The sequence below is a fragment of the Burkholderia sp. 9777_1386 genome (genome assembly GCF_015712265.1).
GTDB classification, from domain to species: domain Bacteria; phylum Pseudomonadota; class Gammaproteobacteria; order Burkholderiales; family Burkholderiaceae; genus Burkholderia; species Burkholderia cenocepacia.
Map to the genome: position 1 here is coordinate 1 of NZ_JACCQB010000047.1, position 19351 is coordinate 19351.

At 69.2% G+C, this 19351-nt stretch carries 20 protein-coding genes and 1 pseudogene; 10 read left to right on the forward strand and 11 right to left on the reverse strand.

The window, feature by feature from the left end; translation table 11 throughout:
* Positions 1-135 precede the first annotated feature (135 nt).
* Positions 136-306, reverse strand: a complete 171-nt coding sequence (locus H0X91_RS27080) for a hypothetical protein (protein WP_164530823.1) — start codon at positions 304-306, stop codon at positions 136-138.
* A gap of 180 nt (positions 307-486) precedes the next feature.
* Here H0X91_RS27080 and H0X91_RS27085 point away from each other — a divergent pair, with 180 nt between their 5' ends.
* Together H0X91_RS27085 and H0X91_RS27090 are read left to right on the forward strand one after the other, a co-directional pair.
* On the forward strand, positions 487-2403 hold the full coding sequence (locus H0X91_RS27085) for a DUF3857 and transglutaminase domain-containing protein (RefSeq protein ID WP_058902730.1): 1917 nt from the start codon (positions 487-489) through the stop codon (positions 2401-2403).
* Positions 2404-2472: 69 nt separating this feature from the next.
* Positions 2473-2637 carry a hypothetical protein gene (locus H0X91_RS27090; RefSeq protein WP_164530824.1) on the forward strand — a complete coding sequence of 55 codons (165 nt, stop codon included), beginning with the start codon at positions 2473-2475 and terminating at the stop codon, positions 2635-2637.
* 43 nt (positions 2638-2680) lie between these two features.
* On the opposite strand, the gene H0X91_RS27095 is transcribed toward H0X91_RS27090, so the two are convergent.
* Positions 2681-3730, reverse strand: coding sequence for an AraC family transcriptional regulator (locus H0X91_RS27095; RefSeq protein ID WP_196433511.1), 1050 nt, complete (start codon positions 3728-3730; stop codon positions 2681-2683).
* Positions 3731-3800: 70 nt separating this feature from the next.
* On the opposite strand from H0X91_RS27095, the gene H0X91_RS27100 reads away from it, so the two are divergent.
* Positions 3801-5003 (forward strand): MFS transporter, encoded by a 1203-nt coding sequence (locus H0X91_RS27100; protein ID WP_196433512.1) that lies wholly within the window; start codon positions 3801-3803, stop codon positions 5001-5003.
* Positions 5004-5059: 56 nt separating this feature from the next.
* Here H0X91_RS27100 and H0X91_RS27105 read toward each other — a convergent pair whose 3' ends face one another.
* Complete coding sequence (locus H0X91_RS27105; RefSeq protein ID WP_058902731.1) at positions 5060-5938, reverse strand: aldo/keto reductase family oxidoreductase; 879 nt, start codon at positions 5936-5938, stop codon at positions 5060-5062.
* Positions 5939-6039: 101 nt separating this feature from the next.
* On the opposite strand from H0X91_RS27105, the gene H0X91_RS27110 reads away from it, so the two are divergent.
* A complete protein-coding gene (locus H0X91_RS27110; RefSeq protein WP_058902732.1) occupies positions 6040-6939 on the forward strand; it encodes a LysR family transcriptional regulator in 900 nt (299 codons plus the stop codon).
* Positions 6940-6946: 7 nt separating this feature from the next.
* On the opposite strand, the pseudogene H0X91_RS27115 reads toward H0X91_RS27110, so the two are convergent.
* The 3 genes and pseudogenes from H0X91_RS27115 to H0X91_RS27125 form a co-directional block, all read right to left on the reverse strand.
* A pseudogene (locus H0X91_RS27115) lies at positions 6947-7141 on the reverse strand (transcriptional regulator); the annotation flags it as partial.
* A 31-nt stretch (positions 7142-7172) separates the two neighbouring features.
* A complete protein-coding gene (locus H0X91_RS27120) occupies positions 7173-7934 on the reverse strand; it encodes an isocitrate lyase/PEP mutase family protein (RefSeq protein ID WP_196433513.1) in 762 nt (253 codons plus the stop codon).
* Between the two features lie 149 nt (positions 7935-8083).
* Complete coding sequence (locus H0X91_RS27125; RefSeq protein ID WP_006479731.1) at positions 8084-8551, reverse strand: MarR family winged helix-turn-helix transcriptional regulator; 468 nt, start codon at positions 8549-8551, stop codon at positions 8084-8086.
* Between the two features lie 81 nt (positions 8552-8632).
* On the opposite strand from H0X91_RS27125, the gene H0X91_RS27130 reads away from it, so the two are divergent.
* Together H0X91_RS27130 and H0X91_RS27135 are read left to right on the forward strand one after the other, a co-directional pair.
* Entirely contained in the window at positions 8633-9001 is a 369-nt protein-coding gene (locus H0X91_RS27130) for a hypothetical protein (RefSeq protein WP_006495689.1), read from the forward strand.
* A gap of 93 nt (positions 9002-9094) precedes the next feature.
* Positions 9095-9712, forward strand: coding sequence for a glutathione S-transferase family protein (locus H0X91_RS27135; protein WP_058902734.1), 618 nt, complete (start codon positions 9095-9097; stop codon positions 9710-9712).
* A gap of 60 nt (positions 9713-9772) precedes the next feature.
* Here the strand turns inward: H0X91_RS27135 and H0X91_RS27140 are convergent, their stop codons facing one another.
* The 4 genes from H0X91_RS27140 to H0X91_RS27155 all read right to left on the reverse strand — a co-directional run bounded on the left by H0X91_RS27140 (position 9773) and on the right by H0X91_RS27155 (position 13792).
* A complete protein-coding gene (locus H0X91_RS27140) occupies positions 9773-10495 on the reverse strand; it encodes an HAD family hydrolase (RefSeq protein WP_058902735.1) in 723 nt (240 codons plus the stop codon).
* 24 nt (positions 10496-10519) lie between these two features.
* Complete coding sequence (locus H0X91_RS27145; protein WP_058902736.1) at positions 10520-11491, reverse strand: ornithine cyclodeaminase family protein; 972 nt, start codon at positions 11489-11491, stop codon at positions 10520-10522.
* Positions 11492-11600: 109 nt separating this feature from the next.
* Positions 11601-12731 (reverse strand): DSD1 family PLP-dependent enzyme, encoded by a 1131-nt coding sequence (locus H0X91_RS27150; RefSeq protein ID WP_196433514.1) that lies wholly within the window; start codon positions 12729-12731, stop codon positions 11601-11603.
* A 101-nt stretch (positions 12732-12832) separates the two neighbouring features.
* A complete protein-coding gene (locus tag H0X91_RS27155; protein WP_034202766.1) occupies positions 12833-13792 on the reverse strand; it encodes a LysR substrate-binding domain-containing protein in 960 nt (319 codons plus the stop codon).
* A 155-nt stretch (positions 13793-13947) separates the two neighbouring features.
* Here H0X91_RS27155 and H0X91_RS27160 point away from each other — a divergent pair, with 155 nt between their 5' ends.
* The 3 genes from H0X91_RS27160 (at position 13948) to H0X91_RS27170 (ending at position 17676) form a co-directional block, all read left to right on the forward strand.
* Positions 13948-14823, forward strand: coding sequence for a LysR substrate-binding domain-containing protein (locus tag H0X91_RS27160; protein WP_196433515.1), 876 nt, complete (start codon positions 13948-13950; stop codon positions 14821-14823).
* 249 nt (positions 14824-15072) lie between these two features.
* Complete coding sequence (psrA, locus tag H0X91_RS27165; protein WP_006495681.1) at positions 15073-16215, forward strand: iron-containing alcohol dehydrogenase PsrA; 1143 nt, start codon at positions 15073-15075, stop codon at positions 16213-16215.
* A 15-nt stretch (positions 16216-16230) separates the two neighbouring features.
* Complete coding sequence (locus tag H0X91_RS27170; protein WP_034202764.1) at positions 16231-17676, forward strand: MFS transporter; 1446 nt, start codon at positions 16231-16233, stop codon at positions 17674-17676.
* A 19-nt stretch (positions 17677-17695) separates the two neighbouring features.
* Here H0X91_RS27170 and H0X91_RS27175 read toward each other — a convergent pair whose 3' ends face one another.
* Positions 17696-18610 (reverse strand): NAD(P)/FAD-dependent oxidoreductase, encoded by a 915-nt coding sequence (locus H0X91_RS27175; protein WP_006495679.1) that lies wholly within the window; start codon positions 18608-18610, stop codon positions 17696-17698.
* Between the two features lie 141 nt (positions 18611-18751).
* Here H0X91_RS27175 and H0X91_RS27180 point away from each other — a divergent pair, with 141 nt between their 5' ends.
* Entirely contained in the window at positions 18752-19192 is a 441-nt protein-coding gene (locus tag H0X91_RS27180; protein WP_043205036.1) for an RrF2 family transcriptional regulator, read from the forward strand.
* The last annotated feature ends 159 nt before the right edge of the window (positions 19193-19351 follow it).

A 19351-nucleotide genomic window follows, 5' to 3' on the forward strand; every position in this document is an offset into this window, starting at 1 on the left:
GTGGGGGGACTCGAGTGGAGCGGGCGCACCGGCGGTGAGGCAGCCGGCGTTGCCGCCGCTTACGCGCTGAAAGCGACGCCAGGACGCCGATCCGCTGTTGCGGGTCGGGCCGGCGTGCGGGCGGTTCGCCTCACCTCACAGTGAGCGAGAGGGAATGCGCGGCGCGCATGGCCGCTCGGCGTCGATCGGTTTCGGATGCCGCCGTTCGAGATGCAGCACCGTCGGCAGCGTGCCTGACAGGATCACGCGCAGCCACGCGAACGCCATTACGCGGTCACCGGTTTCGAAAGCGTCGCCGATCGACATGAGGTGTCCTTCCCGCTGGCCGCGGCTTGACGCTCGCCAGCCCGTCGCCCACACTGGGCCGCACGACGGCCACGCGTGCGGGTGCGCGCGAGCGGCCTGTCATGCGCGCGTCATGCGGTACGGCTCCCGCTCCGGCGCGCGGCGCTGACGTCCTGCAACGAACGCGCGGAGAGCTTCGACGTGGTGCGTTTTCCTTTCCGATGGACCGGCTGCCTGTTCGCGTGCGCCGTTGCGCTCGGCGCGGGTACGGCCGTGGCCGATACGCGCGACTCACACGACACGCGGGACGCCCGCGACGCGGCCGATATGGCGCCCGTCACGCTCGTCAGCGACGTCCACGAATTCGTGATCCAGCACGACGGCTCGCTCGACGAGCACGACGATTCGACGCTGCGCGCGAACGACGCGAACGGCATCGATGCCGTTGCGCAGCGCTACGTGTGGTACGACAAGAATCTCGAGAAGGTCGAGCTGCTCGCGGCCGAGACGATCGACCGCGACGGCGTCGCGCATCCGGTCGGCGCGGACGGCATCCGCGACGTGCAGGAGCCGCGCTCGGCCGGCGCACCGACGTTCCAGGACGGGCTGCTGCGCACCGTCGTGTTCCCCGGCGTCGAAGCCGGGTCGAGCACCCGCGTCGCGTTCCGCAAGACCCGCACGAAGCCGGTCAATCGCGGCTACTTCGGCTACACCGTCGAGCCGTCGCGCGAGCCGGTCGACAGTCAGCGGCTGATCTTCGACGTGCCGGCCGACATGCCGCTGTATGCGGATGCACGCGGCTACGTCGCGCTGCCGCCCGTCACGGCGAACGGCCGCACGCGCTACGAATTCGACTACCGGCACGGCGCGTACGATCGCATCGAGAGCGGCTCGGTCGGCTATCCGACCTACGGCGACCGGCTCGTCGTGTCGACGCTGCCCGACTACGCGGCGTTCGCCGCGCGCTACCGCAACGCGGCCGTCGACCCGAGCGCGAACGATGCGGCCGTCGTGCAGCTGGCGCGTGCGCTCACGGCGAATGCCGCCGATCCGCGCGACAAGGCGCGCATCCTGTACGACTGGGTGCAGGCGAACGTGCGCTACGTCGGGTTGTTTCTCGGCGAGACGGCCGCCGCGCCGCATCGCGTGACCGACATCCTGCGCAACCGCTACGGCGACTGCAAGGATCATGTCGCGCTGTTCGGCGCGTTGCTCGCGGCGGTCGGCATTCGCAGCGAACCGGTGCTGATCAATCTCGGCGCCGTGTACACGCTGCCGTCGGTGCCCGGCTACGGCGCCGGCGCGATCAATCACGCGATCACGTGGCTGCCCGATCTCGCGCTCTACGCGGATACGACGACGGCCGGCATCGCGTTCGGCTACCTGCCGCCGATCGTGATGGATCGCCCGGCGCTGCTGGTCGATACGGGCGTGCTGTCGCGCACGCCGGCCACGCAGCCGCGCGCCCGCACCGCGCGGATCTCGATCGATGCCGCGCAGCCGGGCGCCGCACGTGTTCAGGCCTATGTCGAGGACGACGGCTGGACCGCCGAACTCGAACGCAACCTGTTTCGCCGCGCGTCGCGCGAGCGCATCGCGCAGCTCGCGACCGAGCGCCTGCGGCAAAGCGGCCTGCGCGGCCGCGCGCAACTGTCGACCAGCGACCGGCGCGTGACGGACGGGCCGTTCGACGTGACCGTCATCGGCACGCTCGATCATTTCGTCTGGCCGGACGGCACGACCGCGTTGCCCGCGCTGTCGAGCGTCACGGGCGGTATCGCGACCCAGGTCGAGACCTGGCTGGCCGAGCCGGTGCGCACGCAGCCGTGGGGCTGCATCGGCGGCGCGTTCGACGAGACCGGCCAGATCGCGTTGCCGGCGGGCGTGGTCGTGACCGACCTGCCGGCCGATACGGCCGTGCACGACCGCTTCGTCGATTTCACGTCGCATTACGTGTTCGATGCGGCCGCGCGCGTCGTGCAGGTCACGCGGCGGATGAACGCGGATTTCGGGCGGCAGGTCTGCACGCCGGACGAATTCGCGGCGCTGCGCGCGTCGCTCGAGCGCATCGAGCGCGACACGCAGACGCAGATCGTCGTGCGGGCGAAGCAGCGTTGAGCGGCGCGGGCACGGCATTCGCTCCGGACGGGCGAATCACCGGAATCGCCGACGCGCAGGAGGGACATCATGACGGAACGGGATCACGAGATCGCCGAACTCTCGAAGGAATTGCTGGGCCGGATCGTGCAGGGTACGGTCGCGGCCGGCGCGCCCGTCGACGTGGAGCAGTGCGCGGCGCTCGCCGTGCAGTGCGCGACGGCGCTGGTCGACCGGCTCGACGCGTTGAAGTGACGGCCTGCGGGCCGGCACCGCCGCCGGCCCCGCGCGCCGCGCGTTACGCTTCGGCGGGTACGTCGCCGTCCGCGCGCACGGCGCCCGGCGGCTTGCCGACCACGCGCTTGAACGCACGGCTGAACGCCGCGAGCGAACCGTAGCCGAGCCGGTACGCGACCGCTTCGATCGTCTCGCGGTCGCGGGCGATCCATTGCGCGGCGAGCCGCATCCGCAGCTCGGTGAGGTAGCGCACGGGCGTCATCCCGGTGGCCGCGAGGAAGCGCTCGGCGAACACCGAGCGCGACACGCCTGCCTCGGTCGCGAGCTCCGCGACGCTCCAGTTGCGGCCCGGGTCGCGATGCAGCGCGACGATCGCGCGGCCGAGCTTCGGCTCGCGCAGCGCCTGCACCCAGCCGGTCGCATCGCCGCATCCGCATTCGACCCAGCCGCGCACGATGAACGCCGCGACCACGTCCGCGAGCCGCGCGAGGATGCCCGCGAAGCCCGCGCGCGCCGTGCACGCCTCGCGTTCCATCGCATCGAGCATCGGGCGGATTTCCGGGTAGCGCGCGAGCAGCGTGCCCACGTGCATGAACGCGGGCATCGTGCCGACCAGCGGCTGCATGCCGCCGAGGTCGAGTTCCATGCAGGCGCTGAAGATCAGCGCATCGCCGGCGCCGGGTTCCTTCGTCGCGCAGCTCGTGGGCGACACGCCGGCCGACGCCACCGACGCGACCGTATCGCAGATCTTCGCGACCTCGAAGCCGTCGATCTCGCGGCACGGCACATCCGGATCGGACACCAGTGCGTGCATGCCGCCGTGCGGCAACAGGATCGCGTCGCCGGCCTCGAGCCGCATCGTCTCGCCCGTCGCGTCGCGCAGCAGCACGGGCCCGCGCACGATGAAATGGAACTGCGCGCGGCCCGTCCCGTGGCCGAAACTCAGTCCGAACGGCCGCGCGACCTGGATGCGGCGGTACTGGACGCCGCTCAGGCGCATCCCCAGCAGCAGCTCGCTGACGAGGTCGTGCGTGTCGGGAATCGGGGGCAGAAGGGGCTCGGACATATCGAGATACGGACGTTCGATCAACAAGAACGGATTGTATGTCATAGACCGTCCTGCCGCCGTTCCTTACGATACGCCCTCATCAGTACTTTCCCTAACCGACACGGAACCTCGCATGAATCCCGGAATCTCCTCGGCCGCCTCGACGGCGGCCCCCCACGAACCGGCCTGGGGCGCGGTATTCGCGATGGCGCTCGGCGTGTTCGGGCTCGTCACGGCCGAATTCCTGCCGGCGAGCCTGCTCACGCCGATGGCCGAGAGCCTCGGCGTGACCGAAGGCGTGGCCGGACAGGCCGTCACGGCCACCGCCACGGTCGCGCTCGTCACGAGCCTGCTGATCTCGGCGCTCACGCGCACGATCGACCGGCGGCGCGTGCTGCTGGTGTTCTCGGTGCTGCTCGTCGCATCGAATCTCGCCGTCGCGTTCGCGCCGAATCTGGCGATGCTGCTGATCGGCCGCGTCGTGCTCGGCATCGCGCTCGGCGGCTTCTGGACGATGGCGACCGCCACCGCGATGCGGCTCGTGCCGACGGCGATGGTGCCGCGCGCGCTGTCGATCATCTTCAGCGGCGTGGCGGTCGCGACCATCGCGTCCGCGCCGATGGGCAGCTACTTCGGTCACCTGATCGGCTGGCGCAACGTGTTCCTGATCGCGGCCGTGCTCGGCGGCCTCGCGTTCGTGTCGCAGCTTGTCACGCTGCCGTCGATGCCGCCGAGCGGCACGACGCGGCTGCGCACGCTGATCGACGTGCTGCGCCGGCCGACCGTCGGCCTCGGGATGTTCGCGACGATCCTCGTGTTCACCGGCCATTTCGCGTTCTTCACGTATCTGCGGCCGTTCCTCGAACAGGTCGCGGGCGTCGGCGTGAACGGGCTGTCGGCGATCCTGCTCGGCTACGGCATCGCGAACTTCGTCGGCACGTCGCTCGCGGGCCGCGTGCTCGAACACCGGCTGCGGCCGATGCTGATCGGCATGCCGGCGCTGATGGTCGTGCTCGGCATCGCGCTCGTCGTGCTCGGCCGCGCGCCGATGATCGACGCGGTGCTGGTCGCGTTGTGGGGGATGGCGTTCGGCGGCGTGCCGGTCGCGTGGTCGACGTGGGTCACGCGCACCGTGCCCGACGAGGCCGAGAGCGCGGGCGGGCTGATCGTCGCGGCGATCCAGCTCGCGATCGCGACGGGCGCGGCCGCCGGCGGCGTCGTGTTCGACGCGAACGGCGCGGCAGGCGTGTTCGTCGGCGCGGCGATCGTGCTGGCGGTGGCGGTCGCGACGATCGTGACCGGCGTGCCGAAGCGGGTCGGCGTGGTCGCGTCCTGACCGGCCCGGCGGCCCGCAGCCCGCGTGGTACGGGCCGCCAGGCGATCGTCCGCGCGTCAGGCGGCGCCGGCGCCCGCGATGCGGTCGAGTGCCGCGAGCGCGTCGGCCGGCAGATCGAGGTCGGCGGCCGCGAGATTCTCGCGCAGATGCGCGACCGACGACGTGCCGGGAATCAGCAGGAGATTCGGCGCGCGGCGCAGCAGCCACGCCAGCGCGACCTGCATCGGCGTCGCGCCGAGGCGACCCGCGACGCCGGACAGCGTCGACGACTGCAGCGGCGAGAAGCCGCCGAGCGGAAAGTACGGCACGTACGCGATGCCGTCACGGGCCAGCGTGTCGATCAGCGCATCGTCGCCGCGATGCGCGATGTTGTAGTGGTTCTGCACGCAGACGATGTCGCAGATCCGCCGGCCTTGCGCGACCTGCGCGGGCGTGACGTTGCTCAGGCCGATGTGCCGCACGAGCCCGCGCCGCTGCAGCTCCGCGAGCGTGGCCAGGGGTGCCTCGATCGATCCTTCGGCCGGCCCGTGCGTATCGAACATGATGCGCAGGTTGACGACGTCGAGCACGTCGAGCCCCAGGTTGCGCAGGTTGTCGTGCACGGCCCGCTCGAGCTCGTCGGGCGTGAACGCGGGCAGCCATGATGCGTCGTCGCCGCGTCGCGCGCCGATCTTGGTGACGATCACGAGATCGTCGCGATACGGATGCAACGCGTCGCGAATCAACTGGTTCGTCACGTGCGGGCCGTAGAAGTCGCTGGTGTCGAGATGGTCGACGCCGGATTCGACGGCTTCGCGCAACACGTTCAATGCGGCTTCGCGATCTTTCGGCGGGCCGAATACACCGGGGCCCGCGAGCTGCATCGCGCCGTAGCCGATCCGTCTGACGTGGCGATCGCCGAGCCTGAAGGTGGCGGTGTGGCGAATATCGGGCATGACCTTGCTCCTGTCGAAGAGATGAATGCGTTCAGCATAAGGACGAGTCGCCTGCGCGATAAGCCGGCATAATTCGCACGGGTTGTACGAAAAGGCGAACAATGCAAACCGATCTGGGCGATCTGAACGCGTTCATGGCCGTGGCACGCGCCAGGGGATTCCGCGATGCCGCACGCGTGACGGGCCTCAGCGCGTCGGGGCTGAGCGAGGCCGTGCGCCGGCTGGAAGCGCGGCTCGGCGTGCGGCTGCTGCACCGCACGACGCGTAGCGTCGTGCCCACCGAAGCCGGCGAGCGCCTGCTCGCGCGTCTCGCGCCCGCGCTGACCGAAGTGGCGGCGGCGCTCGATGGGATCGACGAATTCAGGGGCCGACCGGCCGGCACGCTGAAGCTCAACGTGCCGGTCAGCGCATCGCGGCTCGTGTTGCCGGCGATCGTGCCGCGCTTTCTCGAGGCGTATCCGGACATCCGGCTGGAAGTGACCGCCGACGAAAATTTCGTCGACGTGCTGGCGGCCGGCTGCGACGCGGGCATCCGCTACGACGAACGGCTCGAACAGGACATGATCGCGGTGCCGATCGGCCCGCGCATCCAGCGGTTCGCGACCGCGGCGGCGCCCGGCTATCTCGACCGGCACGGCCGGCCGCGGCATCCGCGCGACCTGCTTGGCCATCGGTGCCTGCGCGGACGCTTCGCCAGCGGCGCGATGCCGCCGTGGGAGTACGAGCGCGACGGCGAGGTCGTGCGGGTCGAGCCGGCCGCCGGGCCGCTGCTGGTCCAGATCGGCGGGGCGACGGAGCTGATGGTCGACGCGGCGATCGCCGGGACGGGGATCCTGTATCTGTTCGAAGACTGGGTGCGCCCGCATTTCGAAAGCGGTGCGCTCGAACCGGTGCTCGAACCGTGGTGGCGGCCGTTCTCGGGGCCCTTTCTGTATTACCCGGGGCGGCGTCTCGTGCCGCCGGCGTTGCGCGCGTTCATCGATTTCGTCAAGGCATCCTGAACGTCGGTCAGCGCACCGGCGCGTGCGCGTCGAGCAATTGCCGGTGGCGCGCGTCGGTCGCGTCGTCGGCCGGAAACATGCACTCCATGCGCAGCTCCTGCGCGGCCGCGCTTTGCGGCGTACCGATCGTCGTGATCGGCGAGAAGTAGCGCAGCACGACGCCTGCGTGAACAAAGCCGATCGGGATGACCGACAGCGACGGCGCGGCGGCCGCCCGCCGCCCCGCGAATCCGTCAGCCGCCTTGCTTGACCAGCGCCGCCAGCGTCTTCATTGCCTGCAGATACGGATACGGCCCGTGGCTGATGCGCGCCACGCCGTACTCCGCGAGTTCCGCGAGCGTCGGCGTTTCCGCGACGCGCATCACGTTCACCGGCAGCGGCGACGCGGCCGTCAGCGCGCGAATGAGCGCCGGCGAGCGCAGGCCGGGCACGAACAGGCCGTCGGCGCCGGCCGCCGCGTACGCGCGGGCGCGCGCCAGCGTGGCGTCGAGCAATCGTTCGTCGTGCGTCTCGGTTGCCGCCTTGAAGAACACGTCGGTGCGCGCGTTGATGAAATAGTCGACGCCCGCGCGATCGGCCGCCTGCCGGGCCGCCGCGATACGGGCCGCCGCTTCGTCGACGTCACGCAGTTCGCCCGTCGACGGAAAACTGTCTTCGAGATTGCAGCCGATCGCGCCGGCCCGGATGCTCATCGCGATCGTCTCGGCGACATCTTCCGGCCGCTCGCCGTAGCCGCTTTCGAGATCGACGGTGACGGGCAAGTCCGTCGCACGCACGATCCGCTCCAGCACCTCCATCATTAGCGCGCGCGGCATCTGCTCGCCGTCGACGAAACCGTTGGCTGCCGCGACCGACCAGCTGCCGGTGGCCAGCGCGACGGCGCCGGCGTCGGCCACCGCGCGCGCACTGCCGGCGTCCCACACGTTGAACAGCGCCAGCGGCTGGCCCGCGCGATGAAGCGACCGGAAAATCGCGCACTTCTCGTTGTTGCCCATGCTCGTCTCCTTATGGATACCGGATCGGTTGTCGTGCCGAGCGATATTGCCATCGAATCGGGCGGTGCGACGGACGCCGGCAATGTCTGCTGACAGCGCGTGACAGCAAGTGCGCATGATCGCCAGCGCTGGGCGATCCGCGCGCCGCCTCAGTCGCGCGAACCCGGATCGATCGACAGCGTGCGCAACTGGCCGCGCAACTGGTCGACTTCGCCCGGCGCGAACGGCCGCTCGATCTCGGCATGCGTCTGCTGCCACAGCGGGAACGCTTCGGCCAGCAGCTCGTGCCCGGCCGGTGTCAGTTCCAGCAGGCGGCTGCGCCGGTCGTCCGGGTCCTGCGTAATCGTGACGAGGCCGCGCCGCTCGAGCGGCTTGAGCGCCGCGGTGAGCGTGGTTCGGTCCATCGCGAGCAGCGACGCAACCGATTTCATCGGGGCCGGTTGCGGCCGGTTCAACGACATCAACAGCGAAAACTGGCCGTTGGTGAGGTCGAGCGGGCGCAGCACATCGTCGAAGATGCGCGCCAGATTGCGCGCCGCGCGCTGCATGTGCAGGCACAGGCAGCAATCGCGCACCATCAGCGTCGTTTCGAAGGGAAGCTTTTCTTTTCGTGCCATGTTGCAATTGTGTTGATATCAACCTATCTTGTCAAGGTCGAGGCGCGGCAACCCGCCGTGCCCGTCATCGGAGGAGAAGGCATGAGTGCGCAACAACAGTTGTATCTCGCCGTATTTCTCGGAACCCAGGATAGCCCGGCGATGAAGGCATGGATGGCGCTGCCGGAGGACGAGCGGCGCACGCGCGAGCGCGACGGCATCGCCGCGTGGCATGCGTGGGTCGAGCGGCATCGCGACGCGATCGTCGAGCTGGGCGGCCCGCTCGGCAAGACCAAGACCATCGACGCCGGCGGCATCCGCGACACGTCCAATGCGCTGAGCGGCTTCAGCGTCGTGCGGGCGGCATCGCACGAGGCGGCCGCCGCGCTGTTCGAAGGTCATCCGCATTTCACGCTGTTCCCGGGCGTGTCGGTCGACGTGATGCCGGTGCTGGCGATTCCGGGCGCATGAGCGACGCGTGAGGCCGGACACGACGTGTCGCCCGATGCGATGCGCGTGGTCCGGATGCAGACATTTTCCCGACATTCTGGATGGAGATGGGCGATGAAGCTTTACGGATTTGCCGGCACCCGCTCGCAGCGGGCGCTGTGGGGTCTGAAGGAACTGGATGCGGATTTCGAATTCGTGTCGGTCAACCTGCTCGAGGGCGAGCACAAGCGGCCCGAATTCCTGCGCCTGAATCCGGCCGGCAAGGTGCCGGTGCTGGTGGACGGCGACCTCGTGATTCCCGAATCGGCCGCGATCGTGCTGTATCTCGCGGACAAGTACCCGGAGAAGGCGCTGCTGCCGGTCGAGCCGGCGCTGCGGGCGGAGGCCTATCGATGGGTCATGTTCGCGGTGACGGAGCTCGAGCAGCCGCTGTGGCGGATCACGCGGCATACGTTCATCTATCCGCCGGAGAAACGCTCGCCGGCCGATATCGAACTGGCGCGCGAGGATTTCACGACGATGGCCGCGATTCTCGACACGCATCTCGAAGGGCGCGAATTCATCGTCGGCGATTCGCTGACGGTGGCCGATTGCGTGACGGCTTACCTGATCGACTGGGCGAGCGAATGCCACCTGATCGAACCGTTCCCGCAACTGCGCGCGTATCTGGAGCGGTTGTATGCGCGGCCGAAGGCGCCGCAGCGGATCGCGGAGGCGCGCAAGGCGGCGTGACAGTGAAACGGGTGCCGGGTCATGCGCCGCATCGGCACGACCCGCCGCGTCCGCGTGCGATCACGACACCGTATCGGGTCCGCCGAGCGCACGACACAGCATCGCCAGATCGCGCAACGTGAGATGCGGTGTCGCCGCCTGCGGCGGAGCCGGTTCCCCGTCCGCCCGAGGCTCGCGCACGACCCACGCGGCCTGAAGCCCCGCATTCAGCGCGCCGACGATGTCGAGGTGGAAGTCGTCGCCCACATGCAGCAATTCGGCCGGCCGCACGCCGAGTGTGTCCGCCGCCGCATGGAAGATTTCGGGTTCCGGCTTGGCGAAGCCGAATGCACGTGCGCTGAGCGTCGTGCGGAAGAATTCGTCGCCGCCGGTCAGCCGGAGGTCGGCATTGCCGTTGGTGACCGCGATCAGCGGAAAGCGGGCGCTCAACCACGCCAGCGCCGGCAGCGCGTCTTCGTAGAATTCGACACGATTGCGCGCCGCGTAGAAGACGTCGTAGGCACGATCGGTCAGCGAGGCATCTTCGTTCGCGCGTTCCAGCGCAAGCCGGATCGAGCCGATTCGCATCGCGCGATAGTCGCTGGCGAGATCCGGGCGCAACTGTTCGTATTCCTCACGGAGCGCGCTGAGTGCCTGTTGCGTCGGCAACACGCTCGCGGTATTGGGCGCGTGCTCGATCAGCCATGTGCGCAGCGTCGCCTCGGCCCGGACGACGGACGGCCCGAACGGCCACAGGGTGTCGTCGAGGTCGAACGAGAGGGCGGAAACTTTGGCGAGACGCATGGCGGTTGAAAGCGGGAAGTCGTTTTACCAGGGCCACGGAACGGAGGTTCCGCTGCCGTTGTCGAGCGCGTGTCGATACAGGAAGCGCGCGACGGTCAGATCCTGCAGCGCGAGCCCCGTCATGTCGAAGACGGTGATCTCGTGCGCGGAACGCTCGACCGATGCCGCACCCGCGAGGATGTCACCGATTTCCGTGCGCGGCAAATCCGGCGCCCACTGGCACTCGCCGATGCCGCGCGCCTGATCGTGATCGTCCACGACGATGCGCGCGCGTTCCAGCACGCCAGGCGGTAGTTCGCGCTTGCCCGCGGTATCGGCGCCCACGCAGGTCAGGTGGGTGCCCGGCCGAACCGCATCCGCGTCGAACAACGGCCCGCCGCCGGGCGTGGCCGTGATCACCACGTCGCTGTGGGCGACCGCATCGTTCCGGTCGCGCGCCACGCCGATCGTGCATCGTTCGACGAAGTGCGATTCGAACGCCGGGTCCGGCTCGCCGCCGACGTTCACGTATTGCACCGTGCACCGCTGCGGCAGCAGCCGGAGCGCGTAGTCGAGCTGCACGCGCGCCTGCACGCCCGTGCCGAACACGCAGATCCGCGTGCTGTCGCGGCGTGCGAGCTGTTGCAGCCCGAGGCCGCCCGCGGCGCCGGTCCGCGCGGTGGTGATCGCGTTGCCGTCCATGATGCACAGCGGGCGGCCCGTCGCCGGATCGAACAACGCGACGGTCGCCTGATGCGGCTCGCCGCCGCGTGTACGGTTGCCGGGCCAGAACCCGGCCGCCTTGAAACCGAGCAGATCCTGGCCGGCGACGTCGCCCGACTTGATGCCGAACACGCCGCCGGTATGCAGCTTCTCGCGCACCACCGGGAATACGCGTCCGGCCCTTTGACTGTGCAGCACGAAGGCTTCGCGCACGGCCGCCATCACTTGCCCGGCTTGCAGGGCGGGCTCGACGGCATCGCGGTCGAGGAGAAGGAGGCGGGCGTCGGTCGGCATGGTCGGGGGTGCCTGTCCGGCACGAGACGAATCGAGGGTGTTTAAAGTTTGTCCAGAACTGGATAAATAGTCAATGCGCGGATGGCGCGGCATGGGCGCCGGACTTCGCTCACCACCCGTAGAAGCGTGGCCACGTCTGCGCGGCGTCGTCGTCGCCGATCGCGTGGTAGTCGGGATGTTGCGCGCCGGTCGCGCACGCGTGATTCGGCAGGATGCGCAGGCGCGTGCCGATCGGAAACCGCCGCGCGATGTCCGTATCCGGCGTGCCCGCGCGCGACACGATCCCGTGTTCCTGGTTGGCGGCGCTCATCAGGTAGTCGTCGAGCACTTCGCCGGCTTCGGTGCAGATTTGCCCGTAGCCGAAGTCGCGTGCCTGGCGCTGCGTGCCGCGGTCGCGGCTCATCGCCATCCAGCCCGCGTCGACGATCGCCCAGCCTTTCTTTTCCTGATGACCGATGACCGTGGTCAGCACCGACAGCGCGATGTCGGACTGTTCGCACACGCCGATGTTGTGCATCACGAGGTCGAACATCACGTACACGCCGGCGCGCACTTCGGTCACGCCATCGAGCCGCTCCGCCGCCAGCGCGGTGGGCGTCGAGCCGATGCTCACGACCGGGCACGGCAACCCGGCGGCCCTCAGACGCTCCGCGGCCCGCACGGTGCGGCTGCGCTCCTGTTCGGCGATCGCGGCCAGCGCGTCGGGCGTGTCGTATTCATAGCTGGAGCCCGCATGAGCGAGCACGCCGCCGAGCAGCATGCCGCCGCCGGTCAGCGCGCGGCCGACGTCGATCAGCAGGTCGGCTTCGGGCGGGATGCCCGAGCGGTGGCCGTCGACGTCGACTTCGATCCATACGTCGAACCGTTCGCCGTGCTCGCGCCCGAAGGCGGCGATCGCCTGCGCGGCCGGCAGGCTGTCGGCGACGATCTTCAGGTCGCAGCCCTGCCGGCGCAGCGCGAGCGCCTGCCCGAGTTTGGCGGGCACCATGCCGACCGCATAGACGATGTCGCGGATGCCGTGCGCGAAGAACTGCTCGGCTTCCTTGAGCGTCGACACCGTGATGCCTTGCGCGCCCGCCGCGATCTGCGCGTCGACGACGTGCCGGCATTTGGTGGTCTTGACGTGCGGCCGGAACCGGACGCCGAGTGCGTCCAGATGCGTTTGCATGCGCGCGATGTTGCGCTGCATGCGGCCGACGTCGATCAGGGCGGCCGGGGTATTGAGCGTATGAAGGTTCACGAGGTGTCCGATGGCGTGGTTGCCGATGCGGACACTGTAGGGCGGTTGGGCCGCCTCGTGTTTAATGCGCGGCTAATCTGCCATTAAGCCATATTTAACGCTTATGCCTTGCCGCGCCACGGCGGCGGATCGAGAAACCGCCGAGCGGCGTCGAGAAACACCCGCTGCCGCGCGGAGCGGCCGGTACGCGACGGCAACAGCGCGGTCACCGGCGCGGCCGGCAGGTTCCAGCCGGGCAGCAGCCGCACGAGCTTGCCGTTCGCCAGCAGCGGCGCGACGTCCCACTCGGAGCGCTCGACGATGCCGAGCCCGGCGAGCGCCCATTCGGTGATGACGGTGCCGTCGTTGGACGACAGCGCGCCGCTCACGCGGATGACGGTAGCCCGCCGCGATTCGCCCTCGATGCCGCTGCCGGGCGAGAAGCGCCAGCGCGGGATGTCTTCGTCGTTCTCGCGCAGGCACAGGCAGTCGTAGCGCGTCAGGTCGGACGGATGCTTCAGATCCTTGAGGCGGCGCGCGTACGCGGGGCTCGCGCACAGGAAGCGCTCGTTGGGGGCGAGCGGATAGCCGATCCACGACGACGACTTGAGGCTGCCGACATGGACGACCACGTCGGCCCCCGCCGCGCTCGTCAACGGGCTTTCCGACAGATGGAGCGAGATGTCGAGTTTCGGATGCGCGCGCTGCAGGTCGCGCACGATCCGTGCGACGTATTTGCGGCCGAAGCCGAGCGGGGCGACGACGCGCAGCGTGCCCTGCACGTCGCCGTGGTCGCCCGCGAGGCTGCCCGGCAGCGCTTCCACGCGCTCGAGAATGCCGACGGCTTCCTGGTACAGCCGCTGCCCTTCGTCGGTCAGCGCGATCCCTTTCGGCTGCCGCACGGCGAGCCTTGCGTTCAGCCGTGCCTCCATCCGCTGCAGGCGAATCGTGACCGCGGGCGGCGTGAGGTCGAGCAGCCGGGCGGCAGCGGCCAGGGAGCGCGACGTGCCGATCGCGCGGACGAGTCGAAGGTCGTCGAGGTCGAGCATTTCATGGCTCTTAATGCCGGTGATGTCGAGCATTAAACCGCACATCGTGCGGCGAAGCCATCGACGCGGCGTCGAGGGGCGGCGACAAGCTCGACCGGAACGCGCCTGTCACATTCGCCCGATACATTGAATTTTTCGATGCCATCCGGCATTCGGCACGTATTTCCCGATCGATTTGACCGCCCGTCATGACACTGACCCAGCTTCGCAGCTTCATTGCCGTCGTCCAGTACGGCGGTTTCACCGCGGCCGCCCGCGCGCTGTCCACCAGCCAGACGACGATCACGTCGCAGATCCAGACCCTCGAACACGAACACGGCGTCGAGCTGTTCCACCGCCGCGGCCGGCGCGTCGAGCTGTCGGCGGTCGGGCTCGAATTCCTGCCGATCGCGCGCCGCATCTGCAGCGACGAGAGCGATGCCGCCGCGCTGCTGCGCGACAGCGGCGCATTGCAGCGCGGCTCGCTGAAGATCGGCGCGGTCGGCCCGTTTCACGTCACCGAGATGATCGACGCGTATCACAAGCTGCATCCGCACATGCACCTGTCGGTCGCGCTCGGCAATTCGGAAACCGTCTTGCGCGATCTCGACGAGTACGTGTGCGACGTCGGCGTGGTGGCCCGCGCGTTCGAGGACGCGCGCTACTTCACGCAGCGCTATGCGAGCTTTCCGGTGATCGCGTTCGTGCGCTCGACGCACCGCTTCGCGACGCGCGACGCGATCACGCTGCACGAACTGGCCGGCGAGCCGCTGCTGATGCGCGAACCGGGCTCGACGACGCGCCGCGCGCTCGAAGACGCGATGGCGGCGGCCGGCCTGACGCCGCGCATCGCGATGGACATCGGCAGCCGCGAGGCGTTGCGCGAGGCCGTCACGCGCGGGCTCGGCGTCGGCACGGTATCGAAGGCCGAATACGTGCCCGACGAGCGGCTGCGGCCGCTGCGCATCGACGGCGACCCGGTCGAAACCCATATCCACGTGTGTTGCCTGAGCGAACGGCGCGGCAGCCGGCTGGTCGCGTCGTTTTTCGATGCGGTCGCGCGGTGCCGGCCGCTCGACGCGTGACCGCGGGCAACGACGCACCGGCATGCGGCGGCGATCGATCGAAAAATTCGGTCGATCCATAGCCGATGACCGGGATTTTCGATCATGAACGCGTCATCGCGGATGCCTAACCTGATGCTCGTCCCCATTCCATTCAGGTGCGAGCATGTATTGCGCGGAAGATCGGTTTTTCGTATTGGTTCGTCATGCAGAATATCGGGTCGTGAACGGACAAGTGTGCGATACGCGGCGTCGCGCGGGAGCGGCGGCATGAGCGACTGGCACTTCCACAATCCCGTGCGGATCCGCTTCGGCGTCGACGCGCTCACGGATTTGAGCGATGCGCTCGGCGGACGCAGCTATGCGATCGTCACGTATCCCGATGCCGTGTTCGCGCGGCTGGCCGACCGTGTCGAAGCGCAGCTCGGGCCGGCGCTCGCGCGGATCGACTGCGTCGAGGCGAACCCGTCGGTGCCGATGCTGCGACGCGCGTGCGAGCGGCTCGCCGCGCTGTCCGCCAAACCGGACGTGCTGATCGCGCTCGGCGGCGGCTCGGTGATCGATTCGGCGAAAGTGCTCGCCGCCGAACACGGCGATTTCGATCGCGTGCTGCGCATCCTGTCCGGCGCCGCGGGCACGACGGGCGACGCACCGGTGCGGCCTGCGCTGCCGATCGTCGCGATCCCGACCACGGCCGGCACCGGCAGCGAAGTGACGCGGTGGGCGACCGTCTGGGATCCGCACAACGCGCGCAAGCTGTCGCTGTCGCGGCCCGATCTCTTTCCGGAAACGGTGATCGTCGATCCGCGCCTGATGGTCGGCCTGCCGATGCAGCCGACGCTCGCCAGCGGTCTCGACGCGTTGTCGCACGCGCTCGAAAGCATCTGGAACGTCCATGCGAACCCCGTCACGCGCGGCCTTGCCGTGCAGGCGGCACGCGAACTGATGCACGGCCTCGGGCGCGTGAATGCGCACCCCGACGATCTCGACGCGCGCAGCGACATGGCGCTCGGCGCGCTGCGCGCGGGGCTCGCGTTCTCGAATACGCACACCGCGCTCGCGCACAGCATTTCCTATGCGATCACGCTGACGCGCGGCGTCGCGCACGGCATCGCGTGCTCGTTCTGCCTGCCGGCCGTGATGCAGGCGGCGCTCGGCGTCGACGCCGCGTGCGACGCCGCGCTGCGCGAGATCTTCGGCGATACGGCGTCCGCCCCCGCGCAGCTCGTCGCATTGCTCGACGCGCTCGGCGTCGCGAGCCACCCGGCCGCGTACGGGATCGACGCGCCCGAATGGGCGCGCATCGTGGATCACGCATTCGACGGCGCACGTGGGCGCAACTTCATCGGCACCCGCGCGCGCTTCCCGCATTTCGACTTCAGCCCGGAGCAGCCCGAGCGGGCGCTTCACTGACGAGGAGCCCTCATCATGCAACCGTCTCATCCGATCGAAACGGACGCGCTCACGCGTCTCGACAACCTGCCGTGGACCCGCTTCCACACGCTGATGCTGGTCGCGCTCGGCGTCGGCTGGGCGCTCGATTCGTTCGAAACCAACATCATCGGCAGCGTGTTCGGCGTGCTGAAGTCGCACTGGCACCTGAGCGCCGCGCAGGGCTCGCTCGCGGTCAGCATCTGGGTGTTCGGGATGCTGGTGGGCGCGATCGCGTTCGGCTATCTCGCCGACCGCTATGGCCGCAAGCGCCTGTTCCTCGCGACGCTGCTCTGGTACGCGTGCTTCAGCGTCGCGACCGTGCTGTCGTGGAACTACGAATCGTTCCTGTTCTTCCGCGCGATGACGGCGCTGGCCGTCGGCGGCGAATATTCGGCGGTGACCGCGACGATGGGCGAATTCATTCCGACGCGCCATCGCGGCCGGACCGACGCGCTGATCCTGTCGGGTTTTCCGGTCGGCGCGCTGCTGTCGGCGGCCGTGTCGTATCTGGTGCTGAACCAGTTGCCGCCCGAGTGGGCATGGCGCGTGGGCTTCGGCCTCGGCACGACGATGGCGCTGGTGTTCTTCTGGATCCGCCGCGTGATTCCGGAATCGCCGCGCTGGCTGATCCAGCAGGGGCGCGTGGCGGAAGCCGAAGCGATCGTCGAGCAGATCGTCGCGAGCGTGGCGCGCGCGCCGCGCGCGCAGGCCGACCGCGCGCAATTGACGAAGCGCTACACGCCGACCCGCTTCGCGCACCAGGCGCCCGCGTTCTGGCGCAACGTCGGCGAACTGTTCGGCGCGTATCGCGCGCGCTGCGCGCTGGCCGGCGCGCTGAACTTCTCGCAGGCGGCCGTCGTGTACGGCGTGCTGTCGCTGATGGCGCTCGTGCTGCTGCCGTACCTGAAGGTGGCGTCGACGGACATGCCGATCTACTACATGATCGGCAACGCCGCGGCGCTCGCGGGCGGCATCGTCGCGGCGTTCCTGGTCGAGGCCTGGGGGCGGCGCGCGTCGTTGTTCGCAAGCTATACGTTCACCGTCGCGGCGATCGTCTTCATCTATGCGATGCATGCATTGCCCGGCATGGTGTTCGGCTACTGCCTGATCCAGTTCGGCGTCACGTGGGCGTACATCTCGGGCTATGTGGTGTCGTCCGAAATCCTGCCGACGCGGATTCGCGCGACGGGGCTCGGCGTGTCGGTCGCGATCGGCCGGCTCGGCGCGGTGATCGCGCCGCTGATGCTGACGAATGTTTACGCAATATCGGGCTCGCCGTCGGCCGCGCTGGTCGTGCTGCTGGTGCTTGCGCTGCCGGGGCCGCTCGCGGCCGGCCTGTGGTGGCTCAACGGGCGCGAGACGCGGCGGATTTCGCTGGAAGCGTGCAGCGCCGAGGGGGACGCGCAGCCGGCGGTGGACGCCGCGCCGCGCGCGGCGTGACGCCCGGCTGCCCATCCACCTACGCGTCCAGCCCGAAAACCAGCGACCGGTGCGCGCCCACGCCGGCCGCCACACCCGATGCCGACGCGAACGTCGCGTTGGTCATCAGGCTCGACGCGTCGCCGGCCGCATATACGCCGGCGACGCTCGTCCGCTTCCACGTGTCGACGCGAATCGCGGTGCCGAGCGGCCCGTCGTCGAACGCGCAGCCGAGCTGCTGCGCAAGGTCGCTCGCCATGTCGGTGCGCGCGCCGATGAACAGTGCGTCGATCGACACGAGCTGACCGTCGGCGAGCCGCAGCGCGTCGATACGCGGCGCATCGCCGAGGATCTCGACGACCGGCGAGCGCTCGATGCGCACGCCGCGCGCGGCGAGCAACGCGGCTTCTTCGTCGTTCGGTTCGACCACGCCCTGCGTGAACCACGTCGTCGGGCCCCAGTCCGGAATCAGGATCGCCTGATGGACCGACAGCGGATGCGTGGCGAGCACGCCGAGCCGCTGGCCGCTGACCTCGTACCCGTGGCAGTACGGGCAATGCAGCACGCTGATGCCCCAGCGTTCGGCCAGCCCCGGCAGCGCGGGCAACGCGTCGCGGATGCCGGTCGCGAGAATCAGCCGGTCGGCGCTCGCGCGGCTGCCGTCGGCCAGCGTCACGTGAAAGCGCCCGTCCGCGTCGCGCTCGGCGGTGCGTGCCTCGCCGTCGATGCGCTGCACGGTCGGATACGCGGCGAGCTGCGCACGCGCTTCGGCGACGATCTGCGCGGGCGGCTTGCCGTCCTGGCCGAAGAAGCCGTGCGCGTGTTCGGCAAAGCGGTTGCGCGGCCGACCGGCGTCGATCACGAGCACGCGGCGGCGTGCCCGCGCCAGTTGCATCGCGGCCGACAGCCCGGCGAAGCTGCCGCCGATCACGATCACTTCATGATGGGAATGCATGCATCAACTCCTTTCTGGACCTGCGTGAATGATCCACGTGCTCCGCTGGCGGCCAACTCATGAAACACGAGAAGTTGCATGATAGGGCGATGGTATCATTCATGCAACTTCAAAAGTTTCGAGAGAAGGGGAGCCTCGCCCGTGAGAACCGACAGCCGTTTGTCGCGCATGCTGCATGCGCTGATCCACATGGACCAGGCCGACGGCCCGCTGACGTCGGAGACGATCGCGACGATGCTGTGCACGAACCCGGTCGTCGTGCGGCGCCTGCTCGGCGGGTTGCGCGACTGCGGCTACGTGCAGTCGGAGAAGGGGCACGGCGGCGGCTGGGCGCTGAGCGTCGCGCTCGACGACATCACGCTGCTCGACGTCTATCGCGCGGTGGGCGAGCCGCCGCTGTTTTCCGACCTGGTGCCCGAGGATGCACCCGAATGCCTGGTCGAACAGGCCGTCAACGCGCACCTGTCGGCGACGCTGAAGGAAGCCGAAGCGTCGCTGCTCGCGCGCTTCGGCGAAGTCACGCTCGGCATGCTGTCGCGCGATTTCGAAGCGAAGGCGGCGCGGCTGAGCAAGTCGCGCTGACGCGTCGCAGCATCGCGCTCGATCGCATCTGACGCGCGATCCGGCGCGGCGGAAACCGCCGCGCCGCCATGTTCTGTCCCCCGACTTCTGCCCGGTTCGTCCGCCACAGGGCAAAATACGGGTTTTCCGCACCCGCGAGGGTGCGTTCGAATCACGCGC